This window comes from Eisenibacter elegans DSM 3317 (assembly GCF_000430505.1).
Taxonomy (GTDB): Bacteria; Bacteroidota; Bacteroidia; order Cytophagales; family Microscillaceae; genus Eisenibacter; species Eisenibacter elegans.
In genome coordinates, this window is the sequence record NZ_KE387154.1 from 236,286 (window position 1) to 256,035 (window position 19,750).

Annotated in this window: 13 protein-coding genes; 6 read left to right on the forward strand and 7 right to left on the reverse strand. The window is 48.7% G+C overall.

Features of this window, described 5'->3' with window-relative positions:
• Positions 1-127 precede the first annotated feature (127 nt).
• A complete protein-coding gene (gene pckA / locus G499_RS0116935; protein WP_027000918.1) occupies positions 128-1,738 on the reverse strand; it encodes a phosphoenolpyruvate carboxykinase (ATP) in 1,611 nt (536 codons plus the stop codon).
• 235 nt (positions 1,739-1,973) lie between these two features.
• On the reverse strand, positions 1,974-2,906 hold the full coding sequence (locus tag G499_RS0116940) for an ABC transporter substrate-binding protein (RefSeq protein WP_027000919.1): 933 nt from the start codon (positions 2,904-2,906) through the stop codon (positions 1,974-1,976).
• 379 nt (positions 2,907-3,285) lie between these two features.
• On the opposite strand from G499_RS0116940, the gene G499_RS20555 reads away from it, so the two are divergent.
• The 3 genes from G499_RS20555 (at position 3,286) to aceA (ending at position 7,869) form a co-directional block, all read left to right on the forward strand.
• Positions 3,286-4,449, forward strand: a complete 1,164-nt coding sequence (locus G499_RS20555) for a lycopene cyclase family protein (protein ID WP_051296354.1) — start codon at positions 3,286-3,288, stop codon at positions 4,447-4,449.
• 429 nt (positions 4,450-4,878) lie between these two features.
• The gene (gene aceB / locus G499_RS0116955; RefSeq protein ID WP_211231639.1) at positions 4,879-6,486 is read left to right on the forward strand and encodes a malate synthase A; all 1,608 of its coding nucleotides are present in this window, start codon (positions 4,879-4,881) and stop codon (positions 6,484-6,486) included.
• A gap of 108 nt (positions 6,487-6,594) precedes the next feature.
• Complete coding sequence (aceA, locus tag G499_RS0116960; protein ID WP_027000922.1) at positions 6,595-7,869, forward strand: isocitrate lyase; 1,275 nt, start codon at positions 6,595-6,597, stop codon at positions 7,867-7,869.
• Positions 7,870-8,050: 181 nt separating this feature from the next.
• Here aceA and G499_RS21335 read toward each other — a convergent pair whose 3' ends face one another.
• From G499_RS21335 to secA, 3 genes are all read right to left on the reverse strand, one after another.
• Positions 8,051-9,169 (reverse strand): methyltransferase, encoded by a 1,119-nt coding sequence (locus G499_RS21335; protein ID WP_051296355.1) that lies wholly within the window; start codon positions 9,167-9,169, stop codon positions 8,051-8,053.
• A gap of 104 nt (positions 9,170-9,273) precedes the next feature.
• Positions 9,274-9,900 (reverse strand): SPOR domain-containing protein, encoded by a 627-nt coding sequence (locus G499_RS21340; protein ID WP_051296356.1) that lies wholly within the window; start codon positions 9,898-9,900, stop codon positions 9,274-9,276.
• A gap of 62 nt (positions 9,901-9,962) precedes the next feature.
• Positions 9,963-13,316, reverse strand: a complete 3,354-nt coding sequence (gene secA / locus G499_RS0116975; RefSeq protein WP_027000923.1) for a preprotein translocase subunit SecA — start codon at positions 13,314-13,316, stop codon at positions 9,963-9,965.
• Between the two features lie 284 nt (positions 13,317-13,600).
• Between secA and G499_RS0116980 the strand changes: the two genes are divergently transcribed.
• The 3 genes from G499_RS0116980 (at position 13,601) to G499_RS20570 (ending at position 18,318) form a co-directional block, all read left to right on the forward strand.
• Positions 13,601-14,278, forward strand: a complete 678-nt coding sequence (locus tag G499_RS0116980) for an ABC transporter ATP-binding protein (RefSeq protein WP_027000924.1) — start codon at positions 13,601-13,603, stop codon at positions 14,276-14,278.
• A gap of 78 nt (positions 14,279-14,356) precedes the next feature.
• On the forward strand, positions 14,357-15,772 hold the full coding sequence (locus G499_RS0116985) for a hypothetical protein (protein ID WP_027000925.1): 1,416 nt from the start codon (positions 14,357-14,359) through the stop codon (positions 15,770-15,772).
• A gap of 110 nt (positions 15,773-15,882) precedes the next feature.
• Positions 15,883-18,318, forward strand: coding sequence for a heavy metal translocating P-type ATPase (locus G499_RS20570; RefSeq protein WP_051296357.1), 2,436 nt, complete (start codon positions 15,883-15,885; stop codon positions 18,316-18,318).
• Between the two features lie 11 nt (positions 18,319-18,329).
• Here G499_RS20570 and G499_RS0116995 read toward each other — a convergent pair whose 3' ends face one another.
• A complete protein-coding gene (locus tag G499_RS0116995) occupies positions 18,330-19,106 on the reverse strand; it encodes a type III pantothenate kinase (RefSeq protein ID WP_027000926.1) in 777 nt (258 codons plus the stop codon).
• A 176-nt stretch (positions 19,107-19,282) separates the two neighbouring features.
• A complete protein-coding gene (locus G499_RS0117000) occupies positions 19,283-19,681 on the reverse strand; it encodes a DUF1573 domain-containing protein (protein WP_027000927.1) in 399 nt (132 codons plus the stop codon).
• Positions 19,682-19,750: the final 69 nt, after the last annotated feature.

A 19,750-nucleotide genomic window follows, 5' to 3' on the forward strand; every position in this document is an offset into this window, starting at 1 on the left:
CTTCAAAGTCAAAATTTTGGACGGCAAAGTTCGACAAATCCGAAAGCTTGCACAACTATATGCCCATAAAAAAAGCCGCTACCGAAAAGGCAGCGACTTAATCATTCAAACGTGTACAAACAAAATTTTAGGCATTTACGCTCGCATTGGGAGCACCAGCCAAAATCTCTTCGTTGGCAAAATCAGCGTACTTGCTGAAATTTTTGACAAATTGCTGTGCTAGGTTCTGCGCTTGTGCGTCATATGCGTCCTTGTCTTGCCAAGTACTGCGGGGGTTGAGCACCTCGTCGGGTACATTGGGGCAAGCCTGTGGTACAAGCACACCAAAGACATTGTGTTTCTTATATTCTACACCATCGAGCTGCCCTTCGAGCGCGGCGGTAATCATCGCACGGGTATAGCTGAGCTTCATACGGCTGCCTACGCCATAAGGGCCGCCAGTCCAGCCGGTATTGATGAGCCATACATTGACATTGTGTTGGCGCATTTTCTCACCCAACATCTCCGCATACTTCGTAGGGTGCAGGGGCAAGAACGCTGCTCCAAAACAAGCCGAGAAAGTGGTCTGAGGCTCGGTTACGCCCATTTCCGTACCAGCAACTTTGGCTGTGTAGCCAGAGATGAAGTGGTACATAGCTTGTCCGGGGCTCAGCTTAGAAATTGGGGGGAGTACGCCAAAAGCGTCAGCAGTAAGGAAGAAGATATTCTTGGGAACGTCTGCCACAGAAACGGGCAGGGCATTGTCGATATGGTGAATAGGATAAGCAGTGCGGGTATTTTCGGTTACGCTTCCGTTGCTGTAATCTACTGTGCGGGTACCTTCTTGGAAGCGGGTATTTTCGACGATAGCTCCGAAGCGGATGGCATCCCAGATTTGGGGTTCTTTTTCGCGGGTTAAGTCAATGACTTTGGCGTAGCAGCCTCCTTCAAAGTTGAAGACCTTGTCGGCCCAGCCGTGTTCGTCATCCCCTACAAGGCCGCGTTTAGGGTCGGCAGAGAGCGTGGTTTTGCCTGTGCCTGAGAGGCCGAAGAATACGGCGGTGTCTCCTTTTTCGCCCACATTGGCCGAGCAGTGCATTGAGAGGACTTTGTGCTCGTGTGGCAGTAAGTAGTTGAGTACTGAGAATATTCCCTTCTTCATCTCCCCTGCGTAGCCTGTGCCGCCAATCAAGATGCGGCGTTTGGTAAAGTTGACGATGGTAAAGTTGCCTTGGCGTGTACCGTCGTGAGCAGGGTCAGCTTCAAACTCAGGAATATTGATAATGGTAAAATTCGGAACGAAGTTGGCTAACTCTTCTTGGCTTGGTCGGATGAACATGTTGTCGCAGAAGAGGTTGTGCCAAGCAAGGGTATTGACTACACGAACGTTGAGGCGGTACTCCGGGTGAGCGCCGGCGTAGAGGTCTCGCACATACACTTTTTTGTCGGCTAAGTAGGCAATCATTTTCGCTTCGATGCCGGCATAGTGCTCAGGAGAAAGTGGGATGTTGATATCGCCCCACCAGACAGTATCTTGGGTGGTTTCGTCTTTGACACAAAACTTGTCCTTGGGCGAGCGCCCTGTGAATTTGCCCGTATCGGCCATCAGCGCGCCTACATCCGTAAGTGTCCCTTCTTCGTTACGGAGCGCCTCTTCTACGAGCGCTGCGGGGGGAAGGTTCCAGTATGCAGCTGCTACTTGCTGAATGCCAAGGGTATCCAAGCCGCTTTTGGCAGACTTCAATCCAAATTCTTTCATTATGACTGTGATTATGGCGATGGAATGTACTTTTGGGTATTATGGGGGTGTTTTGTAGATAGAGCAATACTACCAAAGAATTGCGCCTGAGTACAAAGCGCAAATTTAATAATTATTCTTTATATGGGAGGGGATATTTTTGGTTTTTTGGCCTCATCAAAAAACCCCGAACACAGCGGCAACACTGTATTCGAGGTATAGGTGTGTGTTCTTTGGCTGGGGGCTACTGCCTTGGTTAATTGTTGCCATATAGGCGTTGGCTCAGGGCTAGGGCGGCTTCGGGGCTGTGAGTGCCAAAGTGTATGAGGGTATGTTTGGGTGCCAAGACTATCCGCCCTTCGCGAAAAGCTTTGGTATTGAGCAAGGTTTTGTTGCGAATACCATAGGGGGCTTTCTTGAGTTTTTCCCAATGCTCTTCGGCCATCAGGATGATATCGGGGTCGGCAAACACGAGTGTTTCCTCTGTGAGTTGGGTCATCTCTGAGTAGGTTTCGGCAGCGTTTTTGGCTCCGGCAGCCTCTATAATCCAGTGGGCGTGTGTGCCTGCTCCACCCATCAAGAATACCTCTGGTGAAGCTGGATATAGATACAATACCCGCAGGCTGTCGTTTACTCTGTTGGTGATTTTGGCTACTTCGTGCATTTGTTTGTCCATCTGGGTCAATACTTGCTCGGCGCGGTCAGCCACATTAAATGTTTTGGCGACGGTTTGCACCATATACCGCAAATTGGCCGTGCTGTATTCTGGCTCAAAGAGGTAGCAGGTAATGCCCAGCGTTTGTAGGCTATCTACCAAGCTGCGCATTTGTGGGTGGGTGTTGAAAGCCAACACGAGGTCGGGGCGGTGTTTGGTAATGCTGGCTACTGTTTGTTGCCCCCGCAACCCTACTTCTCCAGCCTTGGCAAAGGCTGTTGTGGCTCCACGGCGGTCTACCGCCACTACGCGTGTGCTTTGGTTCAAGGCCAACACCACCTCCTTGATAGGCTCGCCCAATATTACCGCACGACGATATTCTTTTTTCGTCGGGCGGGTTTTGTATTGGGCAGCTACTTCTCGCATGGTAGTCGTACTTTGCAAGCGGGCTTGCTCTGATTTTTCTTGGTGAATACCGCAGGCATATAAGCTGATGATCAGCGGCAGGTATAATCCGTATTTTGCTTTCTTCATGGTCGTTCGAGTATTTGGTGTACCAATAGGGCTTTCCCCACATCCTGACACGCAATCTTGTACCCTATACTTTTGAAGCGCTCGGCGCTTTTGTAAGATGACCGGTAGGCACTCGGACTGCATGTTTTGTGTACCCATGTATACGCAGCTATGAAGTCCTAACGATAACCGTTCACAGAACAAAATCGACCGTTTGTCTAATTATTCTCAATCAAAGTTGGTTTGGAAAATCTATGCCCTGAAAATCCTTGATAATCAAGAAAATCAACTCCTGTCAATCCTCCAATCAAATAAGTATTGGTATATTTTTCCAAAAAAAGCGACTTTTAGCCGCATAATTCTGTTATCTAAGGCATTAACCCTACCCTTTGTACTAGGTATGCACTACGACTTGATTATCGCCGGAATGGGCGCTGCCGGGCTTGACTTGGCCTACCGCCTCCAACAACATCCCCGCCTACGACAGTGGCGGCTGCTGTTGCTCGAAAAGCAGCCCAAAAACCAAAATGACCGTACCTGGAGTTTTTGGACGAAGCAGCCTACTCCCTACGACGACATTGTATACCACCGCTGGGACAAGCTTTGGTTTCACAATGAGCGCTTCTCCAAAATGCTTGACCCCAAGCCTTATAGTTATCAGACTATCCGTGGCATTGATTTTTATCGACATACCCTCAATTTTTTGGAGCAATGCCCCAATGTCGATATAGTATATGGGCAAGTAACTGCAATCCGCTCCGAAGGCCAGACTGCTGTTGTCAACCTACAACAAGAGGAAAATCATTCTACTTACACTGCTCCTTGGGCCTTCAGCGCTCTTTATACCCCTCCCAAGCCTAATGGCAAGCATCATTTTTTTCACCAACATTTCAAAGGATGGGTGTTGGAAACGGACAAACCGGTGTTTGATGCTTCTAAGGCTACTTTTATGGACTTCCGCATTCCACAACATCGACAAACGCGCTTTGTGTATCTCCTGCCTACTTCCCCCACACGCTGCTTGGTGGAGTTTACCATTTTTTCGGAGCCCTTGTTGGCCAAAGATGAGTATGATATTCACCTCAAAGAATACCTACAGCAATATTGGCCGCAACTTCAGTACCGCATTGTAGAAGAAGAATTTGGGATTATCCCCATGTTCGATATTCCACACCCATACCAACAAAGTGCCCGTGTGTTTAATCTAGGTACTGCCGCCGGCAACAACAAGCCCAGCACGGGGTATGCATTTATGAATATCCTCAAACACAATACACAAATCCTCAAAAGCCTCGATAAGTCTGGCTCGCCCGATTTCAGACACGGCGGTGCTTGGCGCTTCAAACTATACGACTCTATCTTGCTGAATGTGATGAAACATGACCGTGTGCCTGCTCCCGAGATTTTTGGGCGGATGATGGAGCGCCACCCAGTTACGCGTGTATTTCGGTTTCTGGATGAAGAATCTCATTTTGGCGAAGAGCTACAAATTATGGCTTCTATGCCAATGCTGCCTTTCTTACGCTCTGTTCCTAAGGCGCTACGCCTACATACGATAGGCTGAGCTTTGGCTGGTGATTTCTAGTCGTGAGTTTGTAATCAGTAACTCACATCCATCACCTGAGGGCTTGTATGATAGCCTTCAGGCTTTTGTATGCCCAGTGAGGTTTGTCATAGAACAAGACCGCACCAGTCGCAGACAATCCTTCTTCGCCCACTCCCCCAAATCTTATCCTACAAAACAGGTACTCATCCTCTAAAAAGCACAATAAAGTCTCAGAAGTCGAAATGTTATTTGGAAGCAGTGTATCCATATTTTTACACCAAAAGTGCAATTTCAACCCGATATCATACTGTTTTGACAAAAATTAGAGGCATAAATTCTTTTTTAGCGAAATTTCGCTTGACAATAAAATTTCGCTTACGTATGTTTGTTTCATCAAGCAAGCATTATCAACATAGTGCCATCGAGTATCTAAAAACCTCTCTGCTTATGTCTACTACTGTTATACAAGGTGTGATTTTGACAGGCGAAACCAAGCCCGCCTACCAACATATACTAACTCCTGAGGCGCTCAACTTTGTAGCGAACTTACAACGTCGCTTCAACGCCCGACGCAAAGAATTACTAAAAGCACGCATTGCCCGTCAAGAAGCTATTGCTGCCGGCCAACTACCCGACTTTCTGCCCGAAACGGCACAGGTGCGCAACGACGACTGGAAAGCCGCCGATGTATTGGCTGACCTCCAAGACCGTCGTACTGAAATCACCGGCCCGGTAGACCGCAAGATGATTATTAATGCACTCAACTCTGGAGCTAAGGTATTTATGGCCGATTTTGAGGACTCTAACGCGCCTACTCGTGCCAATTGTATCGAAGGACAAGTCAACCTCTATGATGCCATTCGCCGTCAGATAGACTTTACCAACGAACAAGGTAAGACCTATAAGCTGAACGAAAAAACTGCCGTCTTGAAAGTACGCCCCCGTGGCTGGCATCTTGAGGACAAAGGCTTATTCATCGACGGCGAGCCAGTATCGGGTAGCTTGATGGACTTCGGCCTTTACTTCTTCCACAATGCACATCAACTGCTTCAAAACGGAACTGCGCCCTATTTCTACCTACCCAAACTAGAGAGCCATCTCGAAGCCCGCCTCTGGAACGATGTATTTGTATTTGCACAAGACACCCTCCAAGTACCACAGGGTACTATCAAAGCTACGGTATTGATAGAAACTATCTTGGCTGCTTTTGAGATGGAGGAGATTATCTATGAGTTGCGGGAGCATATGGCCGGACTCAATGCCGGACGCTGGGATTATATCTTCAGTGCCATCAAAAAATTCATTACCTACCCCGACCGTATTTTCCCTGACCGCGCACAAGTAACTATGCAAGTGCCCTTTATGCGGGCCTATGCCAAACTATTAGTGAAGACTTGCCACAAGCGCAATGTCCACGCCATAGGCGGGATGGCAGCCTTTATCCCGAGCCGCAAGGACGAGGAGGTCAACCGACAGGCTTTTGCCAAGGTAAAGGCCGATAAAGAACTGGAAGCCTCTACCGGATTTGACGGAACTTGGGTGGCACATCCCGACCTAGTACCGGTAGCGATGGAAGTGTTTGACCGCACTTTTGGGCAACGCCCCAACCAAAAAGACGAAACCTTCAGCGCCGATTACCAAATCAGCGCCACCGACTTGATCAACTTCCAGATAGAGGGAGGTAAGATTACCGAAGCCGGTCTCAGAATGAATATCAATGTAGGGATTCTTTATATCGAATCTTGGCTCAACGGCATAGGCGCTGCAGCGCTCTATAACCTGATGGAAGATGCGGCTACTGCCGAAATCTCCCGCGCTCAGGTATGGCAGTGGATACACAACAAAGGCGTAACGCTCGACGACGGGCGCGAAGTCAATACGGCGCTCTACAAAGCGCTGCTCCCCGAAGAGCTAGAAAAAATAAAGGCTTATGTGGGTGAAGCACGCTACCAAAACGGGCAGTTCGAGCTAGCCACCAGGCTATTTGATGAGCTGGTCATGCACGATAGCTTCGAGGATTTTCTCACGCTCAAAGCGTATGAGTATTTGGCCTAAAAACCTAAAATCGCATTCTACAAAACCCCCAGATAGACGAAAGTTGTAGGCAGCAAAACCACCTACAACTTGATATAAACCAATTTTGACTTATAAAATTACAAAACCATGACAAAGATTGAAAAAATCAATCAAATAAACAAGGATTGGGCAACAAATCCTCGTTGGAAAGGAATTACCCGCCCCTACACTGCTGAAGAGGTGGTTCGTTTGCAAGGTTCTTTCCGTATTGAATATACCATTGCACGCCTAGGTGCTGAGCGTCTGTGGAACCTACTCCAGACACGTAAATATGTGGCTGCCCTAGGTGCCATGACCGGCAACCAAGCCGTACAACAAGTACAGGCCGGCCTAGAATCTATCTACCTCAGCGGCTGGCAGGTAGCTGCCGATGCCAACTTGGCTGGGATGATGTACCCCGACCAAAGCCTTTATCCTGCCGATTCTGTGCCCAAAGTAGTAGAGCGCATCAACAACGCCCTTTTGCGTGCGGATGAGATTCAGAGCGTAGCTGGCGATGGCGATATCTACTGGCTCGCCCCCATTATGGCCGATGCTGAGGCAGGCTTTGGTGGCAACCTCAATGCTTTTGAGTTGATGAAGGGAATGATTCGTGCTGGAGCTGCTGGAGTTCACTTTGAAGACCAACTCTCTTCAGCCAAAAAATGTGGCCACTTAGGCGGAAAAGTACTCGTGCCTACACAAGAGGCTGTAAATAAATTGGTTGCTGCACGTCTAGCTGCCGACGTAATGGGTGTGCCTACCCTTTTGGTGGCTCGTACAGATGCCGATGCGGCCAACCTCATCACAAGTGACATCGACCCACGCGACGCTAAGTTTATCATCGGGGAACGCACTGCTGAAGGCTTCTACTATGTGCGCAATGGCGTGGAGCAAGCCATCGACCGAGGCCTGTCATATGCACCTTATGCTGACTTGCTCTGGATGGAAACCTCTAAGCCTGATATCGGCGAGGCGCGTGAATTTGCCCAAGCCATCCACGAAAAATATCCTGAGCAAATGTTGGCCTACAACTGCTCGCCTTCGTTCAACTGGGCTTCACACATGACCGAAGACAAAATGGAGCGCTTCCGTGAAGAGCTAGGCGACCTAGGCTACAAGTTCCAATTCATTACCCTTGCCGGTTTCCACGCGCTCAACACCAGCATGTTTGAGTTGGCTAGCGCTTACAAGGCACGCGGTATGGCCGGATACTCTGCCCTACAACAACGTGAGTTTGCGTTACAAAGCCAAGGATTCAAGGCTGTAAAACACCAAGCGTTTGTAGGAACAGGCTACTTCGATGCCGTTCAAAACACTGTTCAGCAAGGCGAAGCTTCTACCGTAGCGATGAAAGGTTCTACGGAAGAGGAGCAATTCTAAGCCCGACTGAAATCTGAAAAACTCGATTTGTATTTTTTTGTTGTTCTCAAAAACAGCCCTGCCTTTGGTGAGGCTGTTTTTTGTTTTGTGTACCAAGGGGTTGTTTGATTTGAGAACGCATCGCATTGACAAACAATGCCTTTTATCAAAAAATAGTCCTCCAATCACCCTAGTTGTGGTTTTAGGGAGTGGTCTCGTCAGATGGGGGGAATAAATCTTGGGTATCGAGCGGGAAGTTACGAAGAAACTCCTGCCAGAAATCATCCGAAAATTCACTAACCATATCCTCTTCTTCATCGATATGATGAATGATAGAAGGATAGTTGGTTGCTTCGATGAGGTAATAGAGGTAGTACCAATGTTGGTCTATTGGCGCTCCGGGCAGGTCTGGGTCATTGGGTGGGCAAAGCCGGATGAGTTGGTTATCGGCATCGAGCATGGCCCAACCATCTTCTGTTTGCATAAACTTTACGGCAACTTCTTCCCCCTCAATCACCACTGTCGTGATAATAAAAGAATAGCCATCAAAGTCCTTTTGAGTAGCAAACTTACGTCCATTGGCATCTTTTTGGTACACACGCAAGTCAAGATCCATTTCTTGCAAAAAAAGCCACGTATCCATATAAGGCTGATGGTAGCTAGGGTCGATAGCGTGTTCGTAGGTATAGATATGAGTCCATTCTAGCCCCCAGTGTTTATTGAATAGCTCTATCGTACGGCGGTGTCCGTGGCGGCTGGAGCAAGAAGTAATCATTTTACCGCCGATATTGAGGTACTGTTGTGCTTCTTGGATCAGCGCATCAAGCACTAGACGGCCGTCGGCTCCGGCTTCGTTCCAAGCAGCACTACTGATGCGCTCTTGCTCGTTGTCAAGGTCTGTAAAGAGCCAAGGCTGCACAGGGGGGTTGGAGATGATGAGATCAAAGGTCTTGCCTTCTAAGGCCTGAAAGCGGTCGCTTTGTATGCTTTCTGCATCTTTGAAGCCATTGAGACGGGCGTTGACCTTAGCAATTTGGACTGCGGGCTGGCAGTAGTCTGTCAAGGTGATTTGTTTGGCTCCCAAAAGCGCGCATGCGATTCCGATAATGCCCGTACCAGTACCCATATCGAGTACAGTTTTGCCGCCGAGGTGGTCTAGGTATTGGTGGGTGTACAAAAAATTGAGCATTTCGGTGGCGCTATAAGGCTGCCAAACGCTAGGGTCTACAAGCATTTCTAACTCTCTACCGACTACGCGGTATTTTTTGAGGTTGAGGTGCTCTCTGAGCAAGTGATTGGGTGTCTTTTGTTCCGGTTTCATGGGGTCTTGTCAGTTGCCTACCTGTACTACTGTTTAATGCTGCAAAAAGTTGCTAAGTACCACTAGTTTTGTTGTAAGATTGTCCTTCCACCTACAAGATTAGCCTATGGCTTGTCAAACTCTTCATATTCTTCATACTCTTCCTCTTCTTCGCTTTTCTTTTTCTCTTCGGTAGTTTTTTTCTGTTTGTTGGGGTCATTCACCACTACAATCTGTACCTTATCAGGCACTATCATTGCCGTAGGGAACTCTTGTTTGAGGCGATTGTAGTACTTGATATACTCTGTCTGCTCTAAGAAGTCTCCTACTTTTACGCGATAGTTGGGCGCGCTATAGGTCATATACGCGGACATTTTGGGGAAGATGCGGTATGAGGAAGCCTTGGCGCGTTCGGCTTCTTCGCGGCTGCGGCCTCGATAGATTTGTATGCGGTAGCCGTCGAAAGTTCCGGTAGAAATAGGGGCTACATAGCGTACAGGCTTGGTATCCAATACCTTATGAAGGCGTTGGGTAATACTCAGTTCAAAGCCCGTAGTATCAGCGGGCAGGCTGATGGTGATGGTTTGAGGGTTGCCTTCAAAGGTTTCGGGGCTATAAGGGTATTGCACCCGGTGTTGGGCAAGATCTTCCCGATAGTCGTTTACTGTTGTTGCCTTGGGCAAGCCCTTGGGAGTACAGGCCGCAAGTAGGGCCATCAGGCTCCACAGAGGCCACAAACGCAAATTTTTCATAAGCATAGGAAAAAGCTCCACACCTTTTGATTGTTGAAAAATGGTGTGGAGCGACTGATGTATTAATCAATGATGACGCAGCGGTTGTTTTTCAAATCCTGCTCAACGGTTTTGTATTTGACATCTTTCTTGATGCTGCCGTCGGTGTATTGTACAGTTACTTTGTCGTTGCGCCCGATAGTTTTATCAGATTTGATTGGCTCGGCAATGCGCTCTGGCATAGGGGCGGTAGGCAGGGGTGCACTAGGGGTATTGCCTCCAAACTCTGGTTTGTTTTCGCGCAGCTTGGGCTGTTGGCGACGTGGAGTAGGGCGAGCCTCGCTCATTTGGTTAGGCTCTACACGGGGCACATCGGCCTTGAGTAAGAAGCTGACCGTCTGCCGGTTGAGGTTAGACACAAAGCTGCTAAACAACTGGAAGGCCTCAAACTTATAGACCAAGAGCGGGTCTTTTTGCTCATGAACAGCCATTTGTACCGACTGCTTGAGGTCGTCCATCTCACGGAGGTGTTCTTTCCAGAGTTGGTCTATCAAGGCGAGGGTAATATTTTTCTCCATCGACTTGATCAAGTGCTGCCCTTGGGTTTCGCAAGCTTTTTGTAGGTTGGCAGCCACATTGATTTGGCGTTTCCCGTCCGTAAACGGCACGACAATTTCTTCGACTACCGCTCCCTTTTCTTGGCGAATATCTTCCAAGATTGGCAAAATTTGCTCCGCGATACGGTCATTTTTGGCCTTATAGCTACGAAGCGCTCCTTGATAGAGCAGGTCGGTCAGTTGCTCGGCAGATACTTTGGAAAATTGCTCTAGGCTTACGGGCAGTTCTATACCTAGGTTGGTATAAACAGCCAGTTTGAAGCTTTCATAAGCATCTTCACCTTGGTAGCCTTGGGCAATATCTTCACTGGTTTGATACAACATATTGAGGATATCGACTTCAAGGCGCTCGCCGTGGAGGGCGGTATGGCGGCGTTTGTAGACAATCTCGCGCTGGGCGTTCATGACATCATCATACTCCAAAAGACGCTTACGAATACCGAAGTTATTTTCTTCTACTTTTTTCTGTGCACGTTCGATAGACTTGGTAATCATCGAATGTTGAATAACTTCTCCTTCTTGGAAGCCCATGCGGTCCATAAACTTGGCGATACGGTCGGAGCCAAAACGGCGCATGAGATCGTCTTCAAGGCTGACAAAAAACTGCGAGCTACCGGGGTCGCCTTGGCGGCCTGAGCGACCTCGGAGCTGTCGGTCTACGCGGCGTGATTCGTGGCGCTCGGTACCGATGATGGCCAAGCCTCCGGCAGATTTTGACTCAGGAGTAAGCTTGATGTCTGTACCACGACCAGCCATATTGGTAGCGATGGTTACGGTACCGGGCTTACCAGCTTCGGCCACAATTTCGGCTTCTTTTTGGTGAAGCTTGGCGTTGAGGACTTGGTGTTTGATTTTGCGGATAGTCAGCATACGGCTGAGCAATTCCGAAATCTCGACCGAGGTAGTCCCTACCAATACAGGGCGGCCTTGTTCGGTTAGGCGCACGACTTCCTCAGCAACGGCGTTGAATTTCTCGCGGATGGTTTTGAAGACCAAATCTTGCTCGTCTTTGCGGGCAATGGGCACATTGGTCGGGATGACCGTAACATCGAGTTTGTAGATTTCCCAAAACTCTGAGGCTTCCGTTTCGGCAGTACCAGTCATACCAGACAGTTTATGATACATTCGGAAGTAGTTTTGGAGCGTAATAGTCGCGTAGGTTTGGGTTGCGTCTTCGATTTTGACGTTTTCCTTGGCCTCTAGGGCTTGGTGTAGCCCATCAGAGTAGCGGCGGCCTTCCATCACACGGCCTGTCTGCTCGTCTACAATTTTGACTTTGCCGTCGACGATGATATAATCCACCTCTCGTTCGAAGAGCGCATAGGCTTTTAGTAGCTGGTTGACGGCGTGGATACGCTGTGCTTTGATGCTATAGTCATTGATGACCGCTTCTTTTTGGGCGAGCTTTTCTTCTTCGCTCAAGTCTGCCTTTTCTTCGATATTGTTAATTTCTACCCCAATATCAGGCAAGATAAAGAAGCTTGGGTCTTCACTATTGCCAGTGATAAACTCGAGTCCTTTTTCGGTAAGGTCTATTTGGTTATTTTTTTCGTCTATTGTAAAATAGAGCGGTTGGTCTGCCTCGGGCATTTGGCGGGCATTGTCTTGTAGGTAGTAGTTTTCTACCTTCTGCATCATTGTCCGCATGCCGGGTTCGCTCAAGAACTTAATCAGTGGTTTGTTTTTGGGCAATCCACGGAAGGCGCGGAACAGCGGCAAGCCTGCATCTTTTTCCTTCCCTTCTTTGACGAGGCGTTTGGCTTCGCTAAGGAAGTTTTGTACTACTTTTTTCTGCTCTTCAACCACCCGTTGGATACGTGGTTTTAGCTCATAGTACTCGTGTTCGTCGCCTCTTGGGATAGGGCCGGAGATAATCAGCGGTGTTCGGGCATCATCAATCAATACTGAGTCTACCTCATCAATCATAGCATAGTGATGACGGCGCTGCACGATTTGGTCTATCTCCCTGGCCATATTGTCGCGCAGGTAGTCAAAGCCAAATTCGTTATTCGTCCCATAAGTAATATCGGCACGATAGGCTGCTTTTCGTTCTTCAGAGTTGGGCTCATACTTATCGATACAGTCTACGATCATTCCGTGGAATTCAAAGATAGGAGCCATCCACTCAGAGTCACGTTTGGCCAAGTAGTCGTTTACCGTAACGATGTGTACCCCTCTGCCTGCGAGGGCGTTGAGGAATGCGGGTAAGGTAGCGACGAGCGTTTTGCCTTCTCCGGTGGCCATTTCGGCTATTTTACCTTCATGTAATACAACTCCACCGATGATTTGCACATCATAATGAAGCATATCCCAAGTAACGGTATTGCCTGCTGCCTGCCAGCTGTTGTGCCAGATGGCTGTTTCACCATTGATTTCGACATTGGCCTTCCGAGCAGCTATCTGCCGGTCATGCATATTGGCCTGTACTCGAAGCTGTTTATTTTCTTTAAAACGGCGGGCCGTTTCTTTGACAATAGCAAAAGCCTTAGGCAAAATATCTATCAAAACCTCTTCGAGGCGTTCATTACGCTTATCTTCTAAGCTATCTATTTGTGCAAAAATAGCTTCCTTAGTACTCAAATCAGTGGATTCGGCTGCTTGAGCTTGTAGGTCGCTAATTTGAGTATCGATACTTTGTAGCTGGTCAGCAATATGCGCCCGCAAGTCGGCGGAGCGCTGGCGTAGTTCGTCAGGGCTGATAGATTGTAATGTTGCCCACTCCTGGTTTACCTTGGTTACGTAAGGAAGCAAGCGTTTGAGGTCGCGCTCATATTTAGAACCAAATAGTTTGGTTACGACTTTGGTTACGAGGTTTGACATATGTTATAATAATGCAGAATGCTTTTGAACTATCAAGTGCAAAGTTAGTTTTTTTCGTAAAAAGAAGCCAAGAACCTTATCATATTCCCACATAAAAACTGCTTGGCTTGTAGCTTCTTCGGCAAAAGTCTAGCTTTGTAAGGAACAGAGCGCCTATATACTTTGTCCAAATTCTGACTCGTTTATATAAACCAAGTGTCTTGGCTTGCGTTATAAGGATGTTTATATACTCCGTACTTCACTTTTTTCCTAAAAACTACTGCTTACTTACTGATCCAAGAAATATGCTCACTGTCAAGAATCTATCCCAGCGTTATGGCCAGTTGGCCGTGCTCGACCGTATTAGTTTTGAGATTGCCACAGGGGAAGTCTGCGCGATTATAGGCCCTTCGGGCAGCGGCAAAACCACCTTGTTGGGTTTGTGTGCTGGCTTAGACAGCGCCACCGAGGGGGAAATTTACCTACTCGACCACCCGCTACACCGCCTAGGCGAAGAAGCACGAACTGCTGTCCGCAACCGTCATGTCGGATTTGTGTTTCAAAACTTTCAGCTGATTCCTACCCTTACGGCGCTCGAAAATGTGATGATTCCGCTGGAGCTAAACCGCAAGCCCAATGCCCGCCGTCAGGCCGCCGAATGGCTCGACAAAGTAGGCCTAAGCGCCCGCCAACGTCATTATCCTGTACAGCTCTCTGGCGGTGAGCAGCAGCGTGTAGCCTTGGCGAGGGCTTTTGCCAACCAGCCCCAAATCTTGTTTGCGGATGAACCCACCGGCAACCTAGATACCGAAACCGGGCAAGCTATCGAAGCCTTGCTTTTTGAGCTAAACCAAAGCCATCAAACAACACTCATCCTCGTTACACACGACCCCGAGCTCGCCGAAAAAGCCCAACACGTTATTGCGCTCAAAGGCGGCCAAATCGTCTCACAATCACATCAGGAGGGTTTTATCGCAAAGTGAGTCGCTTTTTTTCAGTTTTTTGTCAAAATAGAACAATATTTGCGAAACTAAACACTGCAACCAAGCATACAGCACTGAATGAACCCTTTACTGAAGATTTTATGGCTGTTGGGGCTAAGCCTTTGGATAAACAACCTGCTATATGCACAAGAAACGCTCAAGAAAGAGAAAATATACACCCTGAGTGCCGAAGAACAACTCGCATATAACGAAAACTCACTGGGCGTTTATCAAGACGAATTGGGCTACATTGTCGTAACAGCCAAGCTTACTAGCAACAGAACAAGCCGCACATACCATATACAGGGCAAATCGTATGGTCCTTATGACCGCCCAGTGGTGGATAAACCCGTATTTTCGCGCTGGGGTTGGGGATTTATTGACTCCAAGGGCGAAGTTTCGGATATTGTCGTCAACGGCGAACGTATCGGCAGACACAAAGAACCACAATACCCCCTAGAGCTTAAAATGTCACAGGGGGCTTGGGCGTATTTGCTCTACGATATGCTCACGGGCAACTCAATCGTCAAATACAATGGCAAGGAATATGGGCCTTATAAAAGCCTCAAAAACTGCTATCTCAACCACAAAGGCGATATTTGCGCCATTGCCTACAGCAACAAACCCGGAGAGTATAAGCTCTTCTTTACCCACGACCGTAGCGAGGTAGGGCCTTTTTTACAAATCCTTGACTTTAAATTTCTAGAAGGAGATGGTAATCGCTGGGTGATGACTGTCAAGAAAACTAACGATGCCTTTACAGTCGTTACCAATCAAGGCGAAGTAGGGTCTTTTAGCCTCTTGATGCCGGGGTACACCAAGGAAGCTGCAAATATTTTGGCCGAAGGGGTAAACTATGGTATGCCAGTACGGCACGAAGGACAAATTTATTTTTTGGCCAACGACGAGCTTTATGGTCCCTATGCAGATTACCCCAAGCAAGTCAGCTTTGGGAAGGCCTTCAACCGATTCAATTATCTTCTAGGCGAACAAAGTGATTTTTATTTCAAAGGCGAAAAAGGGTTTTCCACCAATGTAGAAAAGTATTTTTTGAGCGAATCACGCCAGACAGTGGCCATCATCAAACAAGGACAGGGCAAACAAGACTCACTCATTATCAATGACAAAGACCTTATAGGTCTGTTTGAGAATGTGGAATATGTCAAGTTTGCCCCCAAAAGCGAAGACTGGGTTTTGTTGAGTAACCGTGGCGGTGGGAGCTATGCCCTACACTTTTCGGATGGGCGAAGCCTAGGGCCTTTCAACCTAGGGGCTGTCAAACAAGCACCTGATGTATTGGTAGGGAAAGGCTGTAAAAACTGGGCTATCAGCTATACTGACAATAGCGGCAACAACCGCCTTATTATCAACAATGAAGAATGGAGCAATTCTTTTTTGGGTAATGTGGTCATCATTGCCGAAGGTGGGCAAGAGTATTTCTCGTGGTTTAGTATCGAAGACCGCACTATTTATTTGAACAAGTTGATTCTTTGAGATATTCTGAACAGTAACACTTCCTTCAAAAGCTGACAAAAATCATAGGTATCGCGCCTGAAGCAGTGCATTTTTGCTAACAATTACCACTGCTTTGTCTGCATTTGCTTATGGATACCACCAAATCTGCCCCCGATACTGTTGCTCAAGCTACTTGTTACCACTGTGGGGATGCCTGTGCGCCTCAAGAAGTCCGTCATTTTGATGAGAAAACTTTTTGCTGTCATGGCTGCCAGACGGTATACGAAATATTAGCCCAAAAAGACCTCTGTACCTATTACGATCTCAGCCCCAACCCGGGCACCAAGCAAGCCGGCGGCGCTTGGGGTGAGCGCTATGCCTTTCTGGACAATGAGGCGCTGGCGCGTCAGCTCATCAGCTTCGATGACGGTACTTGGCAGCATATCACCCTGCACCTACCCACGATGCATTGCAGCGCCTGCATTTGGCTGGTAGAGCACCTGCCCGGCATCCGCGCCGGAGTACAGTCTGCACGGGTCAATTTTACCAAACGAACGGTCGCGCTCGTATTTCGTGCTGATACCGTATCGCTGCGCCAACTAGTCGAGCAGTTGGCCGCCTTAGGATACCCCCCCGACATCAGTCTGGAGCACGGCGAAAAACGGCAAAAGCGACAACAATACGCCCAACTACTCTACAAAATCGGAATTGCCGGATTCTGCTTCGGAAACATTATGCTTTTTAGCTTTCCCGAATATCTGGCCCTCAACGACTGGCTCGACGGGCAATACAAGCAATGGTTTGGCTACTTGAGCATTTTGTTGGCGCTGCCCATCGTCTTGTATGCGGCCTCTGATTACTTTGTTTCGGCCTATCAGGCACTCAAAATACGCAAAGTCAATCTGGATGTACCCATCGCTGTGGGCATTATGGCCTTGTTTGGGCGCAGCACCTACGAAATCCTTACCCTTACCGGAATGGGTTATCTCGATTCATTGGCTAGCCTAGTGTTCTTCTTACTCGTAGGCCGCTGGGTGCAGCAAATGACTTTCGAGCACCTCTCTTTTGAGCGCGACTACAAGGCCTACTTCCCACTGGCCATCCAAGTACAACAGCCTGACGGCTCTTGGGAGTACCAAACCATCACCACGCTCAAAAAGGGGAATGTCATCCAAGTGCGCAACCAAGAGCTGATTCCGGCAGATGGTATATTGCTAAGCGCCGAAGCAGCCATAGATTACAGCTTCGTAACCGGCGAAGCACAGCTTATCCACAAGCAACAGGGCGACTACCTCTACGCAGGCGGACGACAAGCTGCGGCGGCCATCACCCTAGCCGTACAAAAAGAGGTGGCGCAAAGCTATCTGACCCAACTCTGGAACAATGAAGCCTTCCGTCAGCCCAAAGCCCTGCCCGACCTGAGGCTGGAGCGCCTCAGCCAGTACTTTACCCTCATTACCCTCAGCATTGCCACCCTGACGGCGCTGTACTGGTATTGGGCCGATGCCGGACGAATGTGGCAGACTTTTACGGCGGTGCTCATCATTGCCTGCCCTTGTGCGCTAGCGCTGGCTACCCCCTATGCTTTGGGGAATGCGATGCGCCTTTTGGGGCACGCCCGCTGCTACCTCCGCCAACCTGAAGTACTGCATTATTTGGCCAAGGCCACTCACCTCGTATTTGACAAAACCGGTACCATCACCCAAACGCGCAAACAGCATATCCGCTATGAAGGGGCGCCCCTGAGCCGCGCTCAACAGCAGGTATTGGCCTATCTCACCCAACAATCGACACACCCGCTCAGCCGGATGGTCGCTACTGAACTAGGCAAAGCACTGGGTACACTGCCCGACTACCTAGGTTGTGAACATTATCAGGAGCATACCGGCAAAGGAATCGAAGCATACCTTGGGGGGCAGTGTTATCGGATAGGGGCGGCGGCCTTTGTAGGTGCTGAAAGCCCTGCCGCCGCCCCCAATGAATCGCGGGTGTATGTGGGCGAAAACGGACAAGCTTGGGGCTATTTTGCTATTCAACATCATTACCGCCAAGGGTTGGGAGAAATGATGCAGGCCTTATCATCCTACGAATGTGCTTTGCTTTCGGGCGATAACGACCACGAGCGCGATAGGCTGACACCGTATTTCGCCCCTGATCAGATGCATTTCGAGCAATCACCACAAGATAAACTGACCTATATCCAAGCACTACAAGCAGCACCCCAAAATACTGTAGTGATGATTGGCGACGGCCTAAACGATGCCGGCGCTCTGCGCCAAAGCAATGTCGGGATTGCTATCACAGAAGACACTACGGCCTTCTCGCCGGCCTGCGATGCAATTCTGGACGCACAAATGCTCCCCCAGTTGCCTACTATCTTACGGTACAGTAAGGATACAGCGCGCATCATCCGCAGTAGTTTGGCGCTTTCGCTGGCCTACAACTTGGTGGGCGTATCAATAGCCGTAACGGGTAATTTATCCCCTATTGTGGCTGCGATATTGATGCCCATCAGCTCTATCACAGTAGTGGGGTTTGTGATTGGCACTACCTATTGGGCTGCCAAAAGACGGGGGCTTGTATGATAAGCGGAAAATCAATCGGGCTGCTGCTCGCTTTTCTCGTACAAAAGGCGGAGGCCGTCGAGGGTAAGGTGTGGCACAATATCATCAAACAGATAGGCCAGCGGGCGCATCACAAAAGACAGTCCTCCGGTTACGACCACACGGCAATTGCGGTTGAGTTCGCGCCGGATGCGCTCTATCATCTTCTCTACCATTCCGACATACCCCAACATCACACCGGCCTGAATGGCGTGGGTGGTATTGAGGCCTAAAACCGTTTCGGGCAGCTCCAACGGCACTTCGGGCAGCTGAGCCGTATTTTGGTAGAGGGCGTGGATGGCAGTTTTGAGCCCCGGGGCAATCGAAACCCCCACGATACTACCTTGGTCGTTGAGGGTAGTAAAAGTCAAGGCAGTGCCAAAATCAATGATAATACACGTTTGTCGGTATTTGTCAAAAGCAGCTACCGCATTGGCTACCAAGTCGGCACCGATTTCGTGTGGGCGCAAGATGGGCAGCTTCAGCCGCTCATACAAAGCTGCATTGAGCATTGTGGCGGGGCGTTGGAACACCTGCTCGCAGGCCTGCCGAACCAAGGGAGTAAGGTCTGGCACTACACTGCTGATAATGAGACCACTGGCTTGCCCAGCGCTTAGGTTTTGCTCCAAAAGATAGTCTGCAATTTGCAAACTAAACGACAGGGCAGAGGCTTCGCGGGCGCTTTCGAGGCGTAGCGTGTGTGTCCAAGTGGCGGCTTGATAAATACCCAATACCACATTAGAGTTACCAATATCTACTGCAATCAACATTGCTTTGGGGGTTACAATCGACAGAAAAAATGCCTCTACAGGTCATCAAACTCGAAGATACGTAGTTTGTATTAGAATATGGCTTTTGGCGGTTTTTTTTGTAACCCCGGGTTTCAAACAAAAAGCCGACCTGAGGCAAATTTCAGACCGGCTCTGTTGTTGAAAACACGAAGGGCTTATTGAACGACTTCGCCCTTGATAAAGAGCACGACAGGCTCGCCTACATTAGACATCACCGTGATGCTTTTGTTAAAATTACCCATAGCAGCAGCATTGTAGGTGGCTTTGATAGTACCGGTTTTGCCTGGGGCTATGGGGTCTTTGGTATATTCAGGTACTGTACAGCCACAAGAAGGGTTGACAGCACTGAGAATCAGGGGTGAGTTGCCAATATTGGTAAACTCAAAAATAGCGGTTTGGGGTGCGCCTTGCTTGATTTGGCCAAAGTCGTGGACAGTCTTTGTCCATTTGAAAGAAGGAGCCGCAGCCGTATCTCCTGCTGTTTTGGGGGAAGTCCAAGTCCACGCAACAAGTAATGCCATCACTGGCAAGGCAAAATACAATAGCTTTTTCATACAATTAAAAGGTTGGAACGGTTAAAAGTTATAGGGTTAACAATTTTTATGAGATAGAGGTTGCCTATT

Bases quoted from the DNA above. Each gene is read 5' to 3' on its own strand.
- pckA (WP_027000918.1), bottom strand. From the start codon at position 1,738: ATGAAAGAATTTGGATTGAAGTCTGCCAAAAGCGGCTTGGATACCCTT.
- G499_RS0116940 (WP_027000919.1), bottom strand. From the start codon at position 2,906: ATGAAGAAAGCAAAATACGGATTATACCTGCCGCTGATCATCAGCTTA.
- G499_RS20555 (WP_051296354.1), top strand. From the start codon at position 3,286: ATGCACTACGACTTGATTATCGCCGGAATGGGCGCTGCCGGGCTTGAC.
- aceB (WP_211231639.1), top strand. From the start codon at position 4,879: ATGTCTACTACTGTTATACAAGGTGTGATTTTGACAGGCGAAACCAAG.
- aceA (WP_027000922.1), top strand. From the start codon at position 6,595: ATGACAAAGATTGAAAAAATCAATCAAATAAACAAGGATTGGGCAACA.
- G499_RS21335 (WP_051296355.1), bottom strand. From the start codon at position 9,169: ATGAAACCGGAACAAAAGACACCCAATCACTTGCTCAGAGAGCACCTC.
- G499_RS21340 (WP_051296356.1), bottom strand. From the start codon at position 9,900: ATGAAAAATTTGCGTTTGTGGCCTCTGTGGAGCCTGATGGCCCTACTT.
- secA (WP_027000923.1), bottom strand. From the start codon at position 13,316: ATGTCAAACCTCGTAACCAAAGTCGTAACCAAACTATTTGGTTCTAAA.
- G499_RS0116980 (WP_027000924.1), top strand. From the start codon at position 13,601: ATGCTCACTGTCAAGAATCTATCCCAGCGTTATGGCCAGTTGGCCGTG.
- G499_RS0116985 (WP_027000925.1), top strand. From the start codon at position 14,357: ATGAACCCTTTACTGAAGATTTTATGGCTGTTGGGGCTAAGCCTTTGG.
- G499_RS20570 (WP_051296357.1), top strand. From the start codon at position 15,883: ATGGATACCACCAAATCTGCCCCCGATACTGTTGCTCAAGCTACTTGT.
- G499_RS0116995 (WP_027000926.1), bottom strand. From the start codon at position 19,106: ATGTTGATTGCAGTAGATATTGGTAACTCTAATGTGGTATTGGGTATT.
- G499_RS0117000 (WP_027000927.1), bottom strand. From the start codon at position 19,681: ATGAAAAAGCTATTGTATTTTGCCTTGCCAGTGATGGCATTACTTGTT.